The sequence below is a fragment of the Nonomuraea cypriaca genome (genome assembly GCF_015645445.1).
In the GTDB taxonomy this organism is placed as follows: Bacteria; Actinomycetota; Actinomycetes; order Streptosporangiales; family Streptosporangiaceae; genus Nonomuraea; species Nonomuraea cypriaca.
In genome coordinates, this window is record NZ_JADOGI010000035.1 from 23,671 (window position 1) to 43,106 (window position 19,436).

18 protein-coding genes are annotated in these 19,436 nt (G+C 71.4%); 13 read left to right on the forward strand and 5 right to left on the reverse strand.

Translation table 11 applies throughout. The features are described from left to right. Window positions 1-2: 2 nt before the first annotated feature. Genes ITP53_RS14340 through ITP53_RS14350 form a run of 3 tightly spaced genes read left to right on the forward strand, consistent with a single transcriptional unit; the run spans window position 3 to window position 5,988 of the window. On the forward strand, window positions 3-827 hold the full coding sequence (locus ITP53_RS14340) for a glycosyltransferase (RefSeq protein ID WP_195895869.1): 825 nt from the start codon (window positions 3-5) through the stop codon (window positions 825-827). Further along, the gene (locus ITP53_RS14345) at window positions 824-1,930 is read left to right on the forward strand and encodes a glycosyltransferase family 4 protein (protein ID WP_195895870.1); all 1,107 of its coding nucleotides are present in this window, start codon (window positions 824-826) and stop codon (window positions 1,928-1,930) included. The genes ITP53_RS14340 and ITP53_RS14345 overlap by 4 nt, the downstream gene beginning before the upstream one ends. Beyond that, a complete protein-coding gene (locus ITP53_RS14350) occupies window positions 1,927-5,988 on the forward strand; it encodes an alpha-(1->3)-arabinofuranosyltransferase domain-containing protein (protein ID WP_195895871.1) in 4,062 nt (1,353 codons plus the stop codon). Before ITP53_RS14345 ends, ITP53_RS14350 begins: the two co-directional genes overlap by 4 nt. Here the strand turns inward: ITP53_RS14350 and ITP53_RS14355 are convergent. The 5 genes from ITP53_RS14355 to ITP53_RS14375 all read right to left on the reverse strand — a co-directional run bounded on the left by ITP53_RS14355 (window position 5,909) and on the right by ITP53_RS14375 (window position 10,431). Beyond that, entirely contained in the window at window positions 5,909-7,060 is a 1,152-nt protein-coding gene (locus ITP53_RS14355) for an acyltransferase family protein (protein ID WP_195895872.1), read from the reverse strand. The genes ITP53_RS14350 and ITP53_RS14355 overlap by 80 nt on opposite strands. Continuing rightward, window positions 7,047-7,775 carry a class I SAM-dependent methyltransferase gene (locus ITP53_RS14360; protein ID WP_195895873.1) on the reverse strand — a complete coding sequence of 243 codons (729 nt, stop codon included), beginning with the start codon at window positions 7,773-7,775 and terminating at the stop codon, window positions 7,047-7,049. The genes ITP53_RS14355 and ITP53_RS14360 overlap by 14 nt, the downstream gene beginning before the upstream one ends. A gap of 67 nt (window positions 7,776-7,842) precedes the next feature. Further along, window positions 7,843-8,664 (reverse strand): AfsR/SARP family transcriptional regulator, encoded by an 822-nt coding sequence (locus tag ITP53_RS14365; RefSeq protein ID WP_195895874.1) that lies wholly within the window; start codon window positions 8,662-8,664, stop codon window positions 7,843-7,845. A gap of 361 nt (window positions 8,665-9,025) precedes the next feature. Continuing rightward, window positions 9,026-9,814, reverse strand: coding sequence for an SDR family NAD(P)-dependent oxidoreductase (locus ITP53_RS14370; RefSeq protein ID WP_195895875.1), 789 nt, complete (start codon window positions 9,812-9,814; stop codon window positions 9,026-9,028). Next, window positions 9,811-10,431 (reverse strand): nitroreductase family protein, encoded by a 621-nt coding sequence (locus ITP53_RS14375; protein ID WP_195895876.1) that lies wholly within the window; start codon window positions 10,429-10,431, stop codon window positions 9,811-9,813. Before ITP53_RS14375 ends, ITP53_RS14370 begins: the two co-directional genes overlap by 4 nt. A gap of 150 nt (window positions 10,432-10,581) precedes the next feature. Here ITP53_RS14375 and ITP53_RS14380 point away from each other — a divergent pair, with 150 nt between their 5' ends. From ITP53_RS14380 to ITP53_RS14425, 10 genes are all read left to right on the forward strand, one after another. Further along, the gene (locus ITP53_RS14380; protein WP_195895877.1) at window positions 10,582-11,208 is read left to right on the forward strand and encodes a hypothetical protein; all 627 of its coding nucleotides are present in this window, start codon (window positions 10,582-10,584) and stop codon (window positions 11,206-11,208) included. 156 nt (window positions 11,209-11,364) lie between these two features. Next, on the forward strand, window positions 11,365-12,132 hold the full coding sequence (fabG, locus tag ITP53_RS14385) for a 3-oxoacyl-ACP reductase FabG (RefSeq protein ID WP_195895878.1): 768 nt from the start codon (window positions 11,365-11,367) through the stop codon (window positions 12,130-12,132). 12 nt (window positions 12,133-12,144) lie between these two features. Then, window positions 12,145-12,462, forward strand: a complete 318-nt coding sequence (locus tag ITP53_RS14390) for an acyl carrier protein (protein WP_195895879.1) — start codon at window positions 12,145-12,147, stop codon at window positions 12,460-12,462. Beyond that, window positions 12,459-12,989, forward strand: coding sequence for a 3-hydroxyacyl-ACP dehydratase FabZ (gene fabZ / locus ITP53_RS14395; RefSeq protein WP_195895880.1), 531 nt, complete (start codon window positions 12,459-12,461; stop codon window positions 12,987-12,989). The genes ITP53_RS14390 and fabZ overlap by 4 nt, the downstream gene beginning before the upstream one ends. After that, a complete protein-coding gene (locus ITP53_RS14400; protein ID WP_195895881.1) occupies window positions 12,986-14,071 on the forward strand; it encodes an aminomethyl transferase family protein in 1,086 nt (361 codons plus the stop codon). Before fabZ ends, ITP53_RS14400 begins: the two co-directional genes overlap by 4 nt. Window positions 14,072-14,104: 33 nt before the next feature. Next, window positions 14,105-16,432 carry a beta-ketoacyl-[acyl-carrier-protein] synthase family protein gene (locus tag ITP53_RS14405; protein WP_328814456.1) on the forward strand — a complete coding sequence of 776 codons (2,328 nt, stop codon included), beginning with the start codon at window positions 14,105-14,107 and terminating at the stop codon, window positions 16,430-16,432. Further along, the gene (locus ITP53_RS14410) at window positions 16,429-17,184 is read left to right on the forward strand and encodes a nitroreductase family protein (RefSeq protein WP_195895883.1); all 756 of its coding nucleotides are present in this window, start codon (window positions 16,429-16,431) and stop codon (window positions 17,182-17,184) included. Before ITP53_RS14405 ends, ITP53_RS14410 begins: the two co-directional genes overlap by 4 nt. Continuing rightward, a complete protein-coding gene (locus tag ITP53_RS14415) occupies window positions 17,181-18,053 on the forward strand; it encodes an alpha/beta fold hydrolase (RefSeq protein WP_195895884.1) in 873 nt (290 codons plus the stop codon). The genes ITP53_RS14410 and ITP53_RS14415 overlap by 4 nt, the downstream gene beginning before the upstream one ends. A 17-nt stretch (window positions 18,054-18,070) precedes the next feature. After that, window positions 18,071-19,000, forward strand: coding sequence for an ACP S-malonyltransferase (locus tag ITP53_RS14420; protein ID WP_195895885.1), 930 nt, complete (start codon window positions 18,071-18,073; stop codon window positions 18,998-19,000). Next, window positions 18,997-19,434 carry a holo-ACP synthase gene (locus ITP53_RS14425; RefSeq protein ID WP_195895886.1) on the forward strand — a complete coding sequence of 146 codons (438 nt, stop codon included), beginning with the start codon at window positions 18,997-18,999 and terminating at the stop codon, window positions 19,432-19,434. The genes ITP53_RS14420 and ITP53_RS14425 overlap by 4 nt, the downstream gene beginning before the upstream one ends. The last annotated feature ends 2 nt before the right edge of the window (window positions 19,435-19,436 follow it).

Here is a 19,436-nt window from a genome sequence, read left to right on the forward strand (position 1 = left end):
CCATGCCGCTCTCCCGGCAAGGGGATGAGAGGACGAGCCGGCCACCACTGCTCGAGATCGTCGTTCCGGCGTTCAATGAGGAAGGACGACTCCCCCGAGGACTCATGCAGTTGTGCGCGAAGCTCGCCCGCATGCCGTTCCCGACCGCAGTCATCGTCGTGGACAACAACAGCACCGACCGCACGGCCGAGGTCGTCAAAACCTGGCCGCCAGGTCCCGTGCCGGTGCGCCTGGTCCAGTGCGCGATCTCCGGGAAGGGGGCCGCCGTACGCGCCGGGCTGCTCGGCACGACCGCCCCGTTCGCCGGCTTCTGCGACGCCGACATGGCCACCGACCTCTCCGCCGTCGACACGGCACTCAGGCTGCTGCTGTCCGGCGAGCCGGTGGTGATCGGCTCCAGGGCGCACGAGGACTCCGTCGTGGAGAACCGCCACAGCAGGGTTCGCGAGCTGGGCGCGTACGGGTTCCGCGCGCTCGCGGGCGTGCTCGTACCCGGGGTGAGCGACACCCAGTGCGGCTTCAAGTTCTTCGACGGCGTGCTGGTCCGCGAGGCGGCCGCGGCGTTGCGCACGCCCGGGTTCGCCTTCGACGTCGAGTTGCTGGCGCGCTGCGCCGGGCAGGGCTCTCGGGTGCGGGAGATCCCCGTGCGCTGGCGCGACATGCCTGGCTCCCGTTTCTCGCCGGCCCGGCACACCTTCGGCATCGTGCTGGAGCTCGGCCGGATCTGGTTGCGGCTGCGCGTCCAGCCGCGTACCGCCGTACGTCCGGCCTGGGAGCCGCCGCTCGACCCCGTCGGTACACCGCTCGACCCCGTCGGATATCCGTGAAGATCGCTGTCATCAACTGGCGCGACCCCTGGCATCCGGCCGCCGGCGGCGCCGAGGCGTACGCGTGGGAGATGGCCGGTCGCCTGGCCAGGTCGGGCCACTCGGTCTGGTTCGTCACGGCCCGCGCGCCGGGACAGCGGCGGCGTGCGGAGCGCGAGGGGGTTCGGATCGCCCGCATGGGTGGCCCTTACACCGTCTATCCGCGGGTGCTGGCCTGGCTGCTGGGCCGGCGCCAGGCGTTCGACGTGGTGCTCGACTGCCAGAACGGCATCCCGTTCTTCACGCCATGGGTGCTGCCGCGCCGTACCGGGATCTTCTGCGTCGTGCACCACGTGCACGACCGGCAGTTCGACGTGCATCTGCCGCGTTGGCTCGCGGCGGTCGGGCGGTTCCTGGAAGGGCCCGCCTCCCGGTGGACCTACCGGCGGCACCAGAGCGTGGCCGTGTCCCCCTCGACGGTGCACGCCATGCGCGAACGGCTCGGCTGGACCGGGCCCATCCACATCGTGCCCAACGGCGTGACCGTCACCACCGTCCCGCGCGAGCCGCGCAGCGCCGCGCCGCGGCTGGTCTGCGTGGGCAGGCTGGTCGCGCACAAGCGGGTCGGCCTGCTGCTGGACGCCGTACCCGAGCTCAGGGAGCGCTGGCCAGGACTCACCGTGGACGTCATCGGCCGCGGGCCTGAGGAGGCGCGGTTGCGCGCCGGGCTGCCTGAAGGGGTCACCATGCACGGCTACCTGCCCGATGAGGACAAGGAGAGCCTCATCGCCTCCGCGTGGCTGCAGGTGAGCGCCTCGCAGGGGGAGGGCTGGGGCCTGTGCGTGCTGGAGGCCGCCGCGCTGGGTGTGCCGACGGTCGCCTTCGACGTCGACGGGCTCAGGGACGCCGTACGGCACGGTGAGACAGGCTGGCTGGTGCCGGAGGGCGCCGACCTCGGCAAGGGCATCGCCGCGGCGCTCGACGAGGTGGAGGGCGCCGCGGCCGAGGCTTACGGCGAGCGGTGCCGGGCCTGGGCGGCCGGTTTCTCCTGGGACCGCAGCGCCGAACGCATGGAAGCGCTGATCGAGGGACGCCACCTGGAGCCCGGCTGGGAGGGGCCGTGAACGAGCAGGCGCGGCATCGGCTCTGGCTGGCGATCTGCTGCCTGGGCTTCGCCGTGCTGTCGTTCACCACCGAGCCGGGCGGCGTCATCTCCGACACCAAGATCGACCTTGCCCTCAACCCGGTCGGCTGGCTGGAGCGGGCCGCCCACCTGTGGGACCTCCAGCACTTCGGCCAGCTCCAGAACCAGGTCTCCGGCTACCTGTTCCCGATGGGGCCGTTCTTCGCCCTCGGCGACCTGGTGGGCCTGGAGCCGTGGGTGACGCAGCGGCTCTGGCTGACGCTGCTGCTGTGCGTGGCCTTCCTCGGTGTCGAACGGCTGGCGGCGCAGCTGGGCGTCGGCACTCGGGGGACCAGGATCGTCGGCGCGCTGGCGTACGCGCTGGCGCCGCGCACGCTGTCGATCCTCGGCGAGATCTCGATCGAGTGGCTGCCCGCCGCGATGTTGCCGTGGATCCTGATCCCGCTGCTCACCGCCACGGAGACCGGTCAGCGGGCCAGAGGCGCGATCAGGTCGGGCCTCGCCGTGGCGTTGTGCGGCGGCGTGAACGCGGTCGCGGTGCTGGCCGTGCTGGTCGCCCCCGTGATCTACATCCTGACCCGGCCACGTCCGGTGCCACGCTGGCGGATGCTCGGCTGGTGGACCGGCGCGGTCTCGGTGGCCACCCTGTTCTGGTGGCTGCCGCTGCTGCTCGTCGGCCGCTACGCGTTCTCGTTCCTGCCCTACACCGAGACGGCCTCGACCACCACCCAGGTGACCTCGCTGACCAACGTGCTGCGCGGCGCGTCCGACTGGGTACGCTTCCTGGGCGTCGGCGGCGTGGCGGAGCAGCCCCCCGGCTACGCGATCGCCACCTCGGCGGCGATGATCGTGGTCACCGGGGTTCTGGCCGCGCTCGGGCTGGCCGGCCTGGCCCGGCGCGACCTGCCCGCCAAGGGCTTCCTCATCGCGCTGTTCACGGTCGGCACGGCGGCGCTGGTCGCCGGGCACGCGAGCGCGCTGGAGCCGGTCGTCGCCGAGCCCGTGCGCTGGCTGCTCGACGGGCCGCTCGCGCCGCTGCGCAACCTGCGCAAGTTCGACCCCCTGGTGCGGCTGGCGCTGGCGTTCGGGCTGACGCACCTGCTGGTGACCGCCCGGCTACGGCTGCGGTTCAGGCTCCGGGCGGTGGCCCTGGTCAGCTTCGCCGTGCTCGTGCTGCCCGTGTTCAACCAGGGCCTGGCCGCGCCGGGCTCGTTCAAGGAGGTGCCGCTCTACTGGCGGCAGGCGGCGACCTGGATCAACGAGAACGCCGGTGACGACGGCGTGCTGGTGGTGCCGGGCGCCAAGTTCGGCGAGTACCTGTGGGGCCGGCCGATGGACGACCCCATGCAGCCGCTGTTCCAGGCCCGCTGGACGGCCAGGCAGGTCGCGGCTGCCGGATCGGTCGGGCTGACCCGCCTGCTCGACGCCATCGACCAGCGGCTCACCGCCGGCTACGGGTCGGCGGGGCTGACCGAGGTGCTGCGCAGGATGGGCGTGCGTTACCTGGTGGTCAGGAACGACCTCATGCGGGCCCACCTCCAGGGCGCCTGGCCGTCTCGGGTGCACGAGGCGCTGCGCGAGTCGCCCGGCATCACCCGGGTGCGCGCGTTCGGCGGCGAGGTCGGCGACGCCGCCACCGACGACGTGATCGACTCCGTGGACTGGCCGTCGCCGGCCGTGGAGCTGTACGAGGTCCCGGACGTCACGGGACCGGTCGGCGTGCAGCCGGTAGGCGACGCGCTGCGGGTGCGCTCCGGGCCTGACTCGCTGTTCGCCATGGCCGACCTCGGCCTGCTCGGCTCCGGCCCGGTGCTGGTGAACGACGACGCGCGCAAGTACGACGTGCCGACCGTGGCCACCGACGGGCTGCGGCTGCGCGAGCGGCAGTTCGGCGAGATCCGGTCCAACTGGTCCGCCACCCTCACCGCCGACCGGCGCGACGACTTCACCGGCGTCACGAAGCTCGACCTGCTCGAAGACGGCTGGCTGGACGACACGGCCACCGCCGAGTACGGCGGCATCGCCGGCATCACCGCCTCCTCCTCGGTCGCCGACCCCGACGCCGTGCCCGGACTCAGCACACCCGGCCGTGGCCCGTGGGCGGCCATGGACGGCGACCTGGAGACCGGCTGGGAGAGCGGCGGCTGGACGGCGCCGCAGGGTGAGTGGCTCCGCGTCGACCTGCCACGGCAGATGACGATCCCGCGCTTCCAGGTCTCCTTCACCGACAACGTCATGCTCGGCCAGTCGATCAGGCGGGTGGCCGTGGTGACCGACGGCGGGCGCCTGGAGCAGGACGTCAGGCGGGCCGGCGACGCCCAGTGGCTGCGCACGCCTCCGGGGCCGGCGAGCTGGGTGCGGATCGAGGTCGTGGCGACCGCCGGCGAGCGGTGGAGCTTCGTGGAGCGGGTGGGCATCACCGAGATCGCGATCCCCGGCGTGGTGCCGAGCCGTACCATCCGGCTGCCCGGCCAGGGCGGCGACGTGCACGTCATGGAGAGCGGCCTGGACTCCAGGCCGCAGTGCATGCGCGACCGCCACCGGTGGATCTGCAACCCGATGCTGGCCAGGCCGGGCGAGGAGGGCGCCGGCTTCGACCGGGTCTTCACCACCGGCGCGGCGGGCGAGACGGACGTGTGGGGCTCGGCGGTGCTGCGCGACGGAGAACTCGCCGACCGCTTCACCCGGCTCAGCGCGGACCTGACCACGGTGACCGGGTCCTCCCAGATGAGCGAGGACGTCGTACTCGCTCCGCGATCGGCCTTCGACGGCGATGCCGGCACCACCTGGGTCCCGGCCGCCACCGACGCCCAGCCCACGCTCACGCTCGGCTGGAAGGGCAAGCGGAGCGTCTCGCGGATCCAGGTCGCCCGTCCTGGCGGCGACAGGCAGCGGCTGGAGGTGATCCTCACCGGCGACAAGGGGGCCGTGCGGTCCGGTGTGGTGGACGCCGACGGATACGTCCGCTTCAAGCCGATCACCACCACGGAGCTCAAGCTCCGCTTCTACCCGGCCTCCAAGCGCCTGCAGGTCACCGAGCTGGTGATCCCCGGCGTCGAGCCGGCGAGCCGGCCATCGGGCATGCCGTTCCTGCTGCCGTGCGGGCTCGGGCCGAGCGTCCAGGTGAACGGCACGACCGTGCGGACCAAGGTCACCGGCAGTTACGCCGACCTGCTGGAGCAGCGGCCGCTGCGGTTCACCGGCTGCTCGCGGCCCGAGCTGGAGAAGGGGGACAACCGGGTGCGGGTGGCGGGCTGGGAGGCGTACTCGATCAGTGATCTGGCGGTCGGCGAGCTGCCCGCGAGGCCGCTGTCCGTGGACGGCGCCGCGACCGTCAGGACGTGGGCCGCCACCGAACGCGAGGTGCGGGTCTCCGCGCCCGAGGACGCCTTCCTCGTGGTCAACGAGAACCACAACACCGGCTGGCGGGCCACGCTCGACGGCCGGACGCTCACCCCTGCCCGGCTGGACGGCTGGAAGCAGGCTTGGGAGCTGCCCGCGGGGACGTCAGGCACGGTCCGGCTGGAGTACCTGCCCGACCGGCCGTACCGGCTGGCGCTGGGCCTGGGGCTGCTCGGCGTCGCGCTGCTCGCGCTGTTCTCGGTGGTGCTGCGTGGGCCGCGCCCTGAGCACGTGCGGCAGACCGCCTCGGCCGCGGACGCCCGGCTGCGGAGCTGGCGCGCGCCCTACGCGGTCGTGCTCGGGCTGGCGTTCGGAACCTGGGTGGCGGGGTGGCCAGGCATGCTCGTCACGGTCCTCGCGCTGGCCGCCGTGCCGTGGCTGCGCGGGCGGAACGAGCCGGTGCACTGGCTGCCCGCCGGGCTGTTCTGCATCGCCACGCTGAGCCTGGCCACGGCCATGGCGCTGCGCGAGCGCGGGGTGGAGGTGGCGGCGCTGGCGGACCACGTGCCGCAGCTCGCCGCCTGCGCGGCCGTGGGCGCGCTCTTCGGCACCCTGGTCAGGGAGCAGGAGCCGGCGCCGCCGGTTGAGGAGACGGCGCAGGAGGCGGCGGAGCGGCCCCTGACCCGCGCCCGCTGAGGCGCAGCGCGCTCTCCTCGACCAGGTGGTAGGAGGCCGCGCTGAGCAGCGCCGTCACCACGAACGTCACGGTCACGATCTGGACGAAGTCGCCGGTGAACAACGGGCTGCCGGTGAGCTTGTAGAACAGCGTGATCACGGGGGCGTGCCAGAGGAAGAAGCTGAAGGAGACGCGGCCCATGTAGGCGGCGACGGGATTGCCCAGCACACGGTGCCTGAGCGAGTCGCGCCGCGGGGCGAGCGCGAACGGCGCCACCACCAGGACCGCCACCGAGGACTCCAGGACCAGCCGCCAGAGTGACTGCGACAGGCTCGGCAGCGTCAGCTCACGCGGTCCGGCCAGCTCCGTGCTCAGCACCGCGTAGAGCAGCAGGGCCAGCACCAGGAGCTGCGGCGCCATCGCGTCGACGGCCTTGCCGCCCTTGCCCCACACCGACAGCACCGCCATCGCCATCCCCGCGGCGAAGAAGACCAGATGGTGTGGCAGCCACAGAGCCAGCTGATACTGCTGCAGCGCGTGGGAGACGACCACGCTGGTCAGCGAGACCACCGGCAGCACCGCGATGCCCACCAGCAGCCTGACCGGTCTGTCGCCGCCGCGAGCCCACCGGTGCAGCAGCCAGGCCAGCACCGGCAGCACCAGGTAGAAGGCCATCTCGACCGGCATCGTCCACATCTGGTAGAGGCCGTCTGGCGCCTGCTCCTGCTCGGTGTAGTTCTGCAGCAGGAGCAGCCACTTGACCCAGCCGGTCCAGTCGAGCGAGCTCCACGCCAGCAACACCGGCACCGTGACCAGCCAGTACGCGGGCATCACCCGCAGTATCCTGCGCCACAGATAGCGGGCGGGCCGGGGCGCCGGGGCGTCCTCCAGCACCGCCCGGGCCCACGGCCGGTAGAGCAGCAGGCCGGAGAGCAGGAAGAAGATCGGCACGGCGATGCCCAGCCTGCTCATCATCCAGGCGTACATGCCGTCGCGATACATCAGGCCCGTGTGGCCGCCGACGTGCAACACCCACACGCCGAGCGCCGCGAGGGCCCGGATGCCGTCGAGAGCCGCGTCACGGCCCTTCACGGCGCTTCCTCAGCACCAGGAGCAGATTCCACGTGGCGAACTCCCTCACGATCGGGACCTTCAGCACCGGGCGGTACCAGCCGGGCAGGTAGCGGGGCAGCGCGTCCACCAGCTGGAGGTCGTCCTGGGACCGCGCCCAGCGCAGGCCGCCGGCGACGGAGACGGAATAGAGGCTCCGGCCGTAGTGGTTCTTGGGCGGCTCGCCGTTCCTGTCCGCGTACCTGCGGGCGGCCCTGTCGCCGCCCAGATAGTGCCACGGCGAGGTCTCGTGCCCGCCCCAGGGGGACAACCAGTTGGTGTACGTGAGGAAGATCAGGCCGCCGGGCCGCGTCACCCGCGCCATCTCGGCGGCCATCCGCCACGGGTCCGGAACGTGTTCCAGGACGTTGGAGGAGAAACAGACGTCGAAGCGGGCGTCGGCGACAGGCAGGCTCATCGCGCTGCCCAGCACCGCGCCGCCGCGGGCGCCCTGGCCGGCCAGCTCGCCGGCGTCGACGTCCACGCACAGGCAGCGCGCGCCGGCGCGCCGGAACGCCGCGGAGAAGTAACCGGGGCCGCCGCCCACATCGAGCACGGTCTTGCCGGACAGTGACACGTAACGTCCCAGTTGGGCTGCGGTGTCGGCGGCGAGCGTGGCGTAATAGGCGCCCGGCACGGCCTGCTCGGTCCTGAACGCACGGAACAGGCGGATGGACCTGGCCAGATCGGCGCACATGCGCGTGACCCCCGAGCACTCGAGAAGCTGCCACTTTAGCGTGGTGCTGTCTCGGCGCAGGTCGACGCTAGACCAGGACAAGTGTGGAGTCGGCGGAGAGGATGCGCCGGTGGAGTCGCTGCACGGAGTGGGTGGGCTCGACGCCGGCACCGTCGATCAGCAGGCGCCGCAACTGCTGGTAGGTGTCGAGCGCCTCGATCTGGCGCCCGTCGAGATACAGGGCCAGCATGAGCTGGGCCCACAGTCGTTCCCTGGGCTTCTCGGTGTCCATGACCAGGCGCAGCCGCTCGATCGCGTCGGCGTACGCGCGGCGGGCGATGAGCAGGTCGACCAGTTCGGCCACCACGCTGATCCGCTGCTCCTCCAGGTAGTCCGCCTCGTCGCGCAGCGCCCTGACGGTCTGGGTGTCCTGCAGCGCCCGGCCGCGCCACTCACGCAGCGCGCTGTCGAACCGATCCCACGCGGTGATGTGGTCGTTGTGGTCGAGGGCGTGGCGTCCCTCCCTGGCCAGCCGCTTGAAGCGGGCCATGTCCAGGTCGTCGGAGCCGACCGTGATGCGGTAGCCGTTGGAGATCGTGCTGATCGGCGCGTTCGCCGGATCGCCGGGGGAGATGTATCTGCGCAGCTGGCAGATGTAGGTCTTGAGGTTGCCGAAGGCCGAGGAGGGGGGCGTGCCGTCCCAGAGCCGCTCGATCAGCGTGTCCGTGGGCACGGGAGAGTTGGCCTGCAGGAGCAGCAGCGCCAGCAGTTGACGGTGTTTCGGTCGTGGTGGTGACGAATAGTCACCGGTCGCGAGACGGATGCCGACGTTCCCTAACAAGAGGAACTCCGGCCTGCGTAAGTAGATGGGTGACTGCGTCTCCAGGGTGCTTTTCGGCAGTGTGAGCACTGCTCCTCTCCTTCCGTACGTTCGCAGCGGGCCCGGGATCTTCGAGGGGCGGCCCGGACGCATGCCGGATGGCCCGAGCCGTAGGACGGTGGAGCGGAGGGAGCGTCCGCGTGATGCGAGCACGTGGCTCACAGCAGTGGACGCGGCACTCGGTCGAAACCCTCTGGGTGATGACCCGAAAACGTTTACACCCGATCTGCCAAACGTGAACATATTCGTCGTCCAGCGGCGAATCAAGGGGTTGTGCGGTGTTGGCTTCCGTACTAAAACATGATTTTTTGTGTGCTGAGCCGGGTTCGGCGTATTACCCGCTGGTCACATCACGTTTTTCCGTGATGTGATCCCGGTCGGATACGCACTGTCATCGTCGGCGGCCGCGTTCTCCGCGCCGGAAGTGTTTGATCAGCTCGGGGTAGCGCTTGGTGTGCTGGCCGCCGTCCACCACGAGGGTGTCTCCGGTCACCCACGAGGATTCGGCGGAGGCGAGGAAGAGCGCGGCGGCCGCCACGTCGGCTGGTTCCCCGATCCGGCCCAGGGGGATGTTCGCGACGAACTCCCTGCGCAGCGGGGATCCGGTGAACGCCTTGGAGAGAGGGGTGTCCACCAGCCCGGGAGCGAGCGCGTTCACCCGCACCCCGCGCGCGCCGAGCTCCATCGCGGCGACCTTGGTGAGCATTTCCACGCCCGCCTTGGCCGCGCAGTAAGCGGCGAAGCCCTCGGCGGGCTGGCGGGCGTTGAGCGAGGCGATGTTCACGATCGAGCCGCCCTCGGACATGTGGCGCGCCTCGTGCTTGATCGACAGGAAGACCCCGGTCAGGCAGACCTCCACGATCCGCCGCCACTCGCTCGCCGCCAGCTCGGCGATGGGGGCGAGGGCGCCGACGCCCGCCGAGTTCACGCCGATGTGCACCGGGCCGAAGGCCGCCACCGCGGCCTCGATGCCCGCCGCCAGCTGGTCCTCGTCGGTGACGTCGGCGGGCTGGGCGAGGGCGCGCTCGCCCAGTTCTGCGGCGCGTTTGCGGACCGATTCCGCGTTGAAGTCGATCAGGGTCACGTCGGCGCCCTCGGCGTGGAAGAGCCTGGCGATCTCCCAGCCGATGCCGGAGGCGGCGCCGGTCACCACCGCGTTGCGGCCGGCCAGCCGGTTCATGACCGCGGCTGCCAGACGGGCTCGATGAGGTCCAGGCCGACGCCGGCCCCCCACTGGTTGCGGTAGCTCACCTGACCGGCGGGCTGCCGGACGGCCAGGCCCCACCGGCCGGTGGGATAGCCGAAGGTGACCATGCAGGCCGGACGCCAGCCCTCGGTCTTCGGCACGCGCAGGATCCGCATCGTCGCCGTGGGGTGATAGATCCCGAGCACGGTGGTCAGCGCGCTGCCCACACCGTGCGCGCGGGCGGCGAGCTGGGCGCTCCACACGGCGGGGAAGATCGACGCCCCCGACGGGTCCGTGGAGAAGGCGAACATCAACAGCGGATAGGTCTCGAAGTGGTCCGCCAGATACCGGGCCGACGCCAGAATGCGCGGCCCGTCGTGTGACTTGTACGGCCCGGCGAAGAGCCGGGTCAACGCGTCCTGGTACAGCGGGGCGAGGCGTGCCTTGATCGCTGGGTCATCCACCAGCAGGAAGCGCCAGCTCTGGAGGTCGCCCGCGCTGGGGGCGCGGACCGCCGCGTCGAGAATGCTCCGTTGCACCTCAGCGGGGAGGGGATCGGGCTTCACCCGGCGCATAGCGCGGGTCGTATAAAGCGCCTCAAAGATATCCATGACGCAATTTAAGCCGGAAAAAATGGCCTTGTCCGTGCTGTGTATCGCCCGTGAACCTGCCGTGTACCTGGGGTGGATCAGCGCCCAGCATTCTCCTTCTTCAGGAGGTAGATAGATATGCCAAGTCGGAAAACACAGGCAATTGCCAGCATGGCGCTCGGTCTCGCTCTGGTGGCGGGCGGAGCGTCCGCGGTTCCCGCGAACGCGGCGACCGCCGCCGCCGCGGCCACTCCGGTGTCGTTCGCGTGTCGAGGGGACTGGCCCTTCGACAACTTGTTCTTCACCAACAGCCAGACGGTCAATGTGAGCGTGCCGTCGTCGGTGGCCCGGGGCGCCACCTTCTCCGGCACCGGATCGTCCGGGGCCTTCGTCGTGCCCAAGTGGATCAACGGCGAGATCCCCGTCACGGAGTTGCGTGACTTCACCCTGACGCTGGTGATGTCCGGCCCCGGCGCCATCAGCGGCGCCACTCTCTCCGGTGGTGCCAACCTCGGGCCCGGCCCGCGCACCGTGACCACCACCAGCACGACCGTGACGATGAAGGTGGCCGGTCCGCTGCCCGCCGGTACGACGGTGACCCTGCCCAGCATCAAGATCACAGGAACGGCCGGCAACACGACCGGCACGATCAGGCTGAAGATCGCGGGCACCGACTACGCCAACCCGGGCCTGCGGATCACCTCGGTGGTTCCGGTCGACCCGGACCCGCCGATCATCGCCTCGTCGAGCTGCTACCCCTCGCCCAGTCCGGTACTGAGCAGCACCAACGTCACGTAGCAATCCGCGTACGACAGTGATGGAGGCAGGGCCGTCCGGTGACGTCCCGGACGGCCCTGCCACGGACGGGGCGCCGAGCGATCGTCGCCTCACCCTCTCGCTCCGGCGCGCGGGCCGCACACGACATCGACCAACGAGCAATTGAGGGGAGTCTCGATGCTCTTCCCAACGGACACGGTGGCCCTGGTCACCGGCGCGGTCAAAGGAATCGGCCGGGCCGTGGCCATGGACCTGGCCCACGAGGGTGCCGAAGTGATCGTGAACTACCGGCAGGACGAGGAGGCCGCCAAGGAGACCATCCGCCTGATTGAGGCGGCCGGCGGACGGGCCGCCCTCGCCAAGGCGGACATCGCCGACGAGGATTCGGTCCGGGGGCTGTTCAAGGAGATCAGGGAGACGTACGGCCGGTTGGACGTGCTGGTGGCCAACGCCGGGGTCTCCCGCGACCGCCACCTCATCACCATGGGCGTGGACCGCTTCCGCGAAGTCCTGGACGTCAACATGGTCGGCACGTTCTTGACCTGCCGCGAGGCGGTACGGCTGATGGAGCACCGCCGCAGCGGCTCCATCGTCACCATCTCGTCCGCCGTCGGCATCCACGGCGGACTGCCAGGACAGACCAACTACGCCGCCTCCAAGGGAGGCATCATCGCCTTCTCCAAGACGCTGGCGAACGAGGTCAGCAGGCGCGGAATCCGGGTCAACACGGTCGCGCCCGGCTTCGTGGAAACCGAGATGACCAATGCGCTGCCCGCCGCGCGGCGCAAGGAGTACTCCTCCCGGATCGGACTGGGCCGCATGGCGCGGCCCGAAGAGGTCGCGTACCTGGTGAGCTTCCTCGCCTCCAGCCGCGGCTCCTACATCACCGGCTCCGTGCTCGAGGTGCACGGCGGAGGCTTCGAGTACGGCGCCATCATCCACTAGAAGGAGAAAACCATGGACATCAACGAAATGCGCGCCGAGGTCGAGCGCCGTCAGATGACCTGCTCCCGGATCAAGAAGATGATCGTGTCCCGCTTGGACCTGACCATGGACCCGGAGTGGATCACCGACGACCAGTCCCTCTTCGGCCGTGGGCTGGAGCTGGACAGCCTCGACTTCCTCGAGCTCGCCGTGGGCGTCGAGGTCGAGTTCGGGGTGGCGCTCTACGAGAGCCAGATCTCGGTGTTCGGATCGGTCAGCACGCTGGCCAACGCGGTCGAGCCCGGTCTCCGGCGCAGCCGGTGGCAGCCCGACCTGCAGCCGCAGACATGACCCAGGACGCGGCCCCAGCCACGAACAGCGTCCAGCCGAAGCACTCCTATGACGCGGACGAGATCGCCAGGATCCTGCCGCACCGGTGGCCGATGCTCATGCTGGACTCCGCCACGGACATGGTTCCCGGCGTCAGCGCGACCGGCATCAAGAACGTCTCGAACGGTGAGTCCTGGTGCCCCGGCCACTTCCCCGGCAAGGTCGTCTTTCCCGGAGTCCTGGCCGTGGAGGCGCTGGCCCAGCTGGCCCTCCTGGTCTGTGCGGTCGATGCGCTGTACAAAGGCCGCCCCACCCGGTCGATCGGCTACCTGACGGGCCTGCGCAACTTCAGGTTCCGCCGGCTGGTCGTGCCAGGAGACCGGCTGGTCATGAAGATCGAGCGCACGGCCGGCGCGAACGGGACCGGCGAGTTCCGCGGCGAGGCCAGGGTCGACGGGGTGTTGGCGGTGACCGGTGTGCTCACCGCCGCGGACGCCCACTACGCCCACCACATCCAAAGCATGACGGCTGAAGGAGCCAGCAGATGACAGTCGTGACGAAGAACGGCACCCCGCTGAGTACGGCATATCCCGTGACCCCCGAGTTCCGGACGGTCGGCGGGACGGAACTCGCCTGGCGGTTCTCCACCCGCGAGGCGGAGTACAAGGCGCTGCGCGAGGACGCCGGCCTCATCGACTGGGGCGACGCCAGGGTGATCGAGGTCCGCGGCGAGACCGTCGACTTCATGCAGCGCCTGCTCACCAGGGACGTGGAGTACCTCGCAGGCGAGCGGTGTGTCTGCAGCCTGGTCCTGGACGAGGCGGGCAAGGTCGTCGACATCGTGACCGTCTACGGTCGCGACGAAGGCATGCTGCTGGAGAGCTCGCCCGCCGGCGGCGACCGGCTCTGGGCGCACCTGACCGCGCACGCGGACGAGAGCGTGGAGATCGTGGACCGGAGCGGCGACCTCACGGTCGTCGGCCTGGAGGGGCCCAACGCCTGGAGGATCATCGGCCGCCTCTTCGGCGAAGAGACGACCGCCATGCCGTTCGAGTCGATGGCCGACACCAGCCTCAACGGCACTGACGTGCTGCTCGCGCGCACCGGCGTCACCGGCGAGTACGGTTACAAGCTGATCACCGGCCACGCCGCCGCCGTCGAGTTCTGGCACATCGCCGCCGAGCGCGCCACCCCGATCGGGATGGAGACGGTCGAGGCGGCGATGCTCGAGGTCCGCCAGCCGATCATGCACCGCGAGGTGTCGGACGAGCACGGCGTGGTCGTCCTGGGCCTCAGCTGGCTGGTGGAGACCGCCAAGGAGACGTTCGTCGGCCGCGAGGCGATGCTGGCCGAGTTCGAGACGCCGGCGACCATCAGGACCATCGGCTTCGCCGGGGAGTCCGGTGGGACGGTTCCCGCCTCCGGCACGCCGGTGCTGGCCGACGGCCACGTCGTCGGCTCCGTGGTGCACGCGGTCGACAGCAGCGGCCTCGGCGCCGTACTCGGCTTGATGAGAGTGGACGCGACGCTGGCCGCGGCCGGCCTGCCGTTCACCGTGGGAGAGCTCGACGTCGAGACGATGAGCACCCCTTACATCCTGCCGAAGAGCTGGATCACCCCCATCTCGTAGGAAGGGCCGCTCGTGGAGCTTCATTCCGTAGTCGTGACCGGTCTCGGGATCATTTGCTCGGGAGGCAGGAACCCCAAGGAGTTCTGGGCGCGGCTCCTGACCGGGCAGACCGCGATCACCGCCATCCTTGATCCGGCGTACGCGGTCTTCGAATCCGCGTACGCCGGCCAGATCCCCGGCGAATGGCTGCTCGACCAACTGTCCGGCGCTGATCTGGAGCTCGACAAGGACTCGCAGATGGGACTCGTCGCGGCACGCCAGGCCATCGCGCACGGATCCCTCGATCTCACCGAAGCCGACGCCGGCCGGTTCGGGGTGGTGCTGGGCAGGTGTGTCGCGGCACGTAACCTCAAGCAGCGGGATGCCAGCGGCGGCTGGAAGTACCAGCCCATGCACGCCTCGCTCGACATCATCGCGGGCCGGGTGGCGGCGTACGGCCCGCGGATCCTCGTCAGCACGGCCTGCGCGGCCGGCGGCAACGCCGTCGGGATGGCCAGGGACAGGATCCTTGCCGGCGAGGCGGACGTCATGCTGGCGGGCGGGCTGGACCCGCTGCTGTTCGACGTGACGGCCGGATTCAACGGCCTGCAGGCGCTCAGCCCCGGCCCCACCCGTCCCTACAGCAGGTCCGACGGGCTCAGCCTGGGCGAAGGGGCGGCGTTCCTGCTGGTGGAGTCGCGGCGGCACGCTGAGGCCAGGGGCGCCACGCTCCTCGCCGAGGTGGCCGGATACGGCCTGTCCGCCGACGCCCACCACCCGACGGCCCCGGACCCCACGGGCCGCGGCGGCGCGAGCGCCGTCCGGCGCGCGCTGGCCGAGGCCGGCCTGGGCGTCGAGGACGTCGACTACGTCAGCGGGCACGGGACCGGCACGCCGGCCAACGACGCCATGGAGCGGAAGGTGATGCGCACGGTGTTCGGCGACCGGGCCGCCACCGTGCCGATGAGCAGCATCAAGTCCTTCGTCGGGCACACCCTCGGCGCGTCCGGCGCCATCGAGGCGCTGGCCGGGGTGATCGCTCTCAACGAGGACACGGCGCCCCCCACCGCGGGGTTCGACCAGGCCGACATCGAGGTCGCCGACCTGGACTTCGTGCCGAACGAGCCGCGTGCCATGCCGATCGACGTCGTGGTGTCCAACAACTACGCCTTCGGCGGCAACAACGTCTCGGTGGTCCTGCGCAAGCCCGGCGGGCCCGAGCGGCCGGTGCACCCGCCGCGGGAGGCCGTGATCAGCGGTCTCGGCCCGGTGTCCGCGCTGGGCGTGGGGGTGGCGCGGTGGCGGGCCGCCCTGGCGGAGGGCAGGTCCGGTGTCTCGCGGCGCGGCACGGGCATGCGCGCGGAGGCCGCCCCGCTCGAACGCCCGTACGCGCCAAGGAACGTGTGGCGGCACATGAACCACCTCTCCAAACTCTCCACCGCTGCCACCCGGCTGGCCTGGGAGGACGCCGGGCTGGCACTGCGCAGGGCGCAGATGGACGAGGTCGGCCTGATCTTCGCCACCGCCGGCGGCTCGATGGAGAGCGTGCAGAGTTTCGATCAGAGCGTGACGTCCGACCCCCGCCACGCGTCGGTCATGGACTTCTCCAGCGTGGTGCTGAACGCCACGGGCGGAGCGGTCTGCCAGGCGCTCGGCCTGCGGGGCGAGACGACCACGATCTGCCACGGAGGCGTGTCGGCCTCGCTGGCCCTGGACTGCGCCCTGGATCTCATCCGGGCGCGCAAGGCCGAGGTGGTCGTCGTGCTGGCCGCCGACGACCTCAACGAGCCCATGCTCGGCAGCCTCCTGGGGGGCGGCCGGCTCTCCGCGAAGGGCGCGGCACTGCCCTACGACCGGCGGCGGGACGGGGCGGTGCCGGGCACGGCCGCCGTCGCGCTGGTGGTGGAGTCGGCCGAGCACTGCGCGGCCCGCGGCGGCGTCCCGTACGCGCGGGTGATCAGCACGATGCACGCCAGCCGCGGCGGCGACGGCGAGTGCGACGCCGTGCGGCGGAGCCTGGCCGCCGCCGCGTCGGGAGGGCACCGGCCCGAACTGGTCGTGGGCATGGCCGACGGCAGTCCGGAGGACGCCGCGGAGGCCGAGGCGCTGGCCGCGTGCCTGCCGTCGGCGCTGGTGACCGCCCCGGCGGCGCTGACCGGTGGCTGCCAGGCGGCTTCTGGCGCCATGAACCTCGCGGTGGCCGCGCTGGCCGTGCGGGAGGGCGTGGTCCCGCCCGTCGCCGGGCTCGCCGAGCCGGAGGTCGGAGACCTCGCCCGCTACGTGACCCGTCCCGGTTCCGCGACGCGTGTCGACGCGGCCGTGGCGCTGACGGCCGCGATCGGCTCCGTTCGAGGAGCCGTCCTACTCGGAAGGCTGGGATGACGGTGTATCTATCGGAACCGACCCCGTTCGATGTGGCCGAGGTCGACCGCCTGCTGACGACCACGCGCTCGGTGCGCCGGCGCCTGGACGTGAACCGCCCTGTGCCTGCGGAGTTGATCCAGCAGGTGCTTGAGATCGCCATCCAGGCGCCCACCTCGCACAACCAGCAGAGCTGGCGCTGGTTGGTGATCACCGACGAGAAGGTCCGGGCGAAGATCGCCGAGCTGTTCCGTATGGCGTGGTACTTGAACCAGAAGCGGATCTCCGGCCTCTCGGGCCGCCGGCGGCACGCCGCCGAGACCCATCGGCTGGAGGAGTCCGTGGCGTCGCTGGTCGACACCATCGCGAAGGTGCCTGCGCTGGTCGTCCCGTGTGTGATGGGCAGGACTCCGGACATCGGCCGGGCCAACGCCGAATGGCAGAAGCGGGCGGCCAAGTTCGAGCGGGACGACATACGCCTGCAGGGCCGCATCGGCGAGATGATGGCCAGCAACTTCTACGGCTCCATCTATCCGGCCGTGTGGTCGTTCCAGCTGGCGCTTCGCAGCAGGGGCCTGGGCAGCACGATCACCTGCCTGAACCTGATGTTCCCCGGCCCGTTCGCCGAGGTGCTCGGGCTCCCGACCGCCGTGACGCCGATCTGCATGATGCCGGTGGCGTACACGATCGGCACCGATTTCCGGCCGGCCAAGCGCACCCCCGCCGCCGAGCGGACGTTCTGGAACCGATGGGGAGACGAGAAGGCGCCATGACCGGCATCGTGCGGAGGGTCAGGGCCAATGGGCTCGATCTGGCGGTCACCGTCGCGGGGGAGGGGCGCCCGGTGATCCTGCTCCACGGCTTCCCCGACTCCGCGGCGCTGTGGCGGCACCAGATCCCGCTCCTGGTGGCCGCCGGGTACCAGGTCATCGCGCCGGACCTGCGCGGGTTCGGCGCGTCGGCGAAGCCGGAGCAGACGGCCGCCTACCGGCTGCCCCTGATCGTCAGCGACGTGGCCAGGATCGCCGAGGCGTTGGGTGTGGACCGGGCGCACGTGGTCGGGCACGACTGGGGCGCCGCGGTGGCCTGGACGTACGCCGCCATGCTGCCGGCCAAGGTGGACCATCTGGTGGCGCTGTCGGTGGGTCACCCGGCCGCCCGCGCGCACCCCTCGGTGGAGCAGCGCGAGAAGTCGTGGTACGTGCTGCTCTTCCAGTTCCCGGAGGTGAGCGAGGAACTGCTGCGAACCGGCGACTGGCGGCTGCTGCGGGAGATCCTGGCGGATTCTGGCGACCTCGACCGCTATGTGGTGGACCTGGCCAGGCCGGGGGCCCTGACGGCGGCGCTGAACTGGTATCGCGCCAATCTCGCGCCCGCTCTGGAGCTCGCGCCGGCTCCTGTGGGCCTCCCTGTGCACGCTCCCACGCTCGGGGTCTGGTCGTCGGGCGACCGCCAGATCATCGAGGAGACGATGACGGGATCCGCGCGCTTCGTCCGCGGTCCCTGGCGCTACGAGCGGGTGGAGGGGGCGAGTCACTGGCTGCCGCTCGACGCCCCCGGTGTCGTCGGCGGCCTGCTCCTGGACTTCCTCGCGGGGCACGCCGAGCCGGTGCAGGCGGCACACCGGCGCCGCCGCAACTGAAGGAGAGGAACGTTGCCATGATCGCATGCTTCTTTCCCGGCCAGGGCACCCTGCGCCTGGGAATCGGCCAGGCGTTCCGCCGCCACCCCGCCGCCGCGGCGGCGCTGGCGGACGCGGAGCTCGTGCTCGGCCGCGACCTGTCCGCCCTGTGCTCGCGTGGCCCGCTGGCCACCCTGATCAGTACCGAGAACGCGCAACCGGTCGTGACCGCCTGCAACCTGGCGGGCCTGGCCGCGCTCCGGGCCAACGGGCTGGAGCCCGACGTGGTCGCCGGGCACAGCGTGGGCGAGCTGAGCGCGGTGCACGCCGCCGGGGTGCTGGACTTCACGGCCACGCTGCGCCTGGTGGACTTCCGTGCCCGGCTGATGGCCAGGGTCAGGCGCGAGGGCGGTATGTCGGCCGTGTTCGGGCTGAACGTCCCCACCGTCGCCGCCCTGGCCCGGGTCGCCGAGCCCGGCGGCACGCTCGCCGTGGCCATCGAGAACGGGGCCGACCACGTGGTGGTGTCCGGGCCGCCGGACGCCCTGGGCGGCTTCGTCCCGCTCGCCATGGCGAGCGGCGCCAGGAAGGTGCTCCCGCTCAGCGTGAGCCACGCCTTCCACAGCCCGCTCATGGCCGAGGTGGCGGACGAGTGGGCGGAGCGGGTCGGCGAGGAGACGCTGCGTGACCCGGCCTGCCCGGTCCTGCTCAACGCCACCGGCAGGGCGACCATGGACCGTGCGGAGATCAGACAGGGACTGATCGCCCAGTTCACCGGACGGGTGCTCTGGGCGGGCGTGCTGCGCAGCGCCGTGCGCATGGGCGTACGGGCGGGCGTGGAGGTGGGCGACAGCAAGGCCCTCACCGGGCTGGCCAGGGCGGCCGGGCTGAGCTGCGTGAGCATGTCCGATCCGGCCTGGCCCAGGATGACCCGCGCGCTGCGCGCCACCGCGCGGGCGAGCGCATGACCGGCACGGCGGCCGCCGGCCGCTGGTCGTGCTCGCGGGTGGACTACGGTTCGGCCGGTGCGCCGGCCGACCTGGTCCGGCCCGCGCCGTTGGAGGCGGTCTTCACCCGGCTCGAACGGCTGCGCTCGGGCGCGGGCGCCTCCCTGGCCTCCTGGGCCGGGCGGCTGGCGGCCAAGCACGCGGTGATCGAGGCGCTCGGCTACGACCGCGCGCCCGGCCCGCTGAGCGAGGTCGAGATCCTGCCCGCCACCCCACCGGGCTGCCGCCGCGGGCAGGCGTGCCCGCACGGCCACCCGCCCGCCGTCAGGTTCGGCGGGAAGCTGGCCGAGCGCGCAGCCGGAGCCGGGATCGCGCGGATCCAGGTGTCGGTGAGTCACACCTCGCACGTCGCCCTGGCGGTCGCCCTGGTGACCCGGACCCCGAACGGAGGATGAGC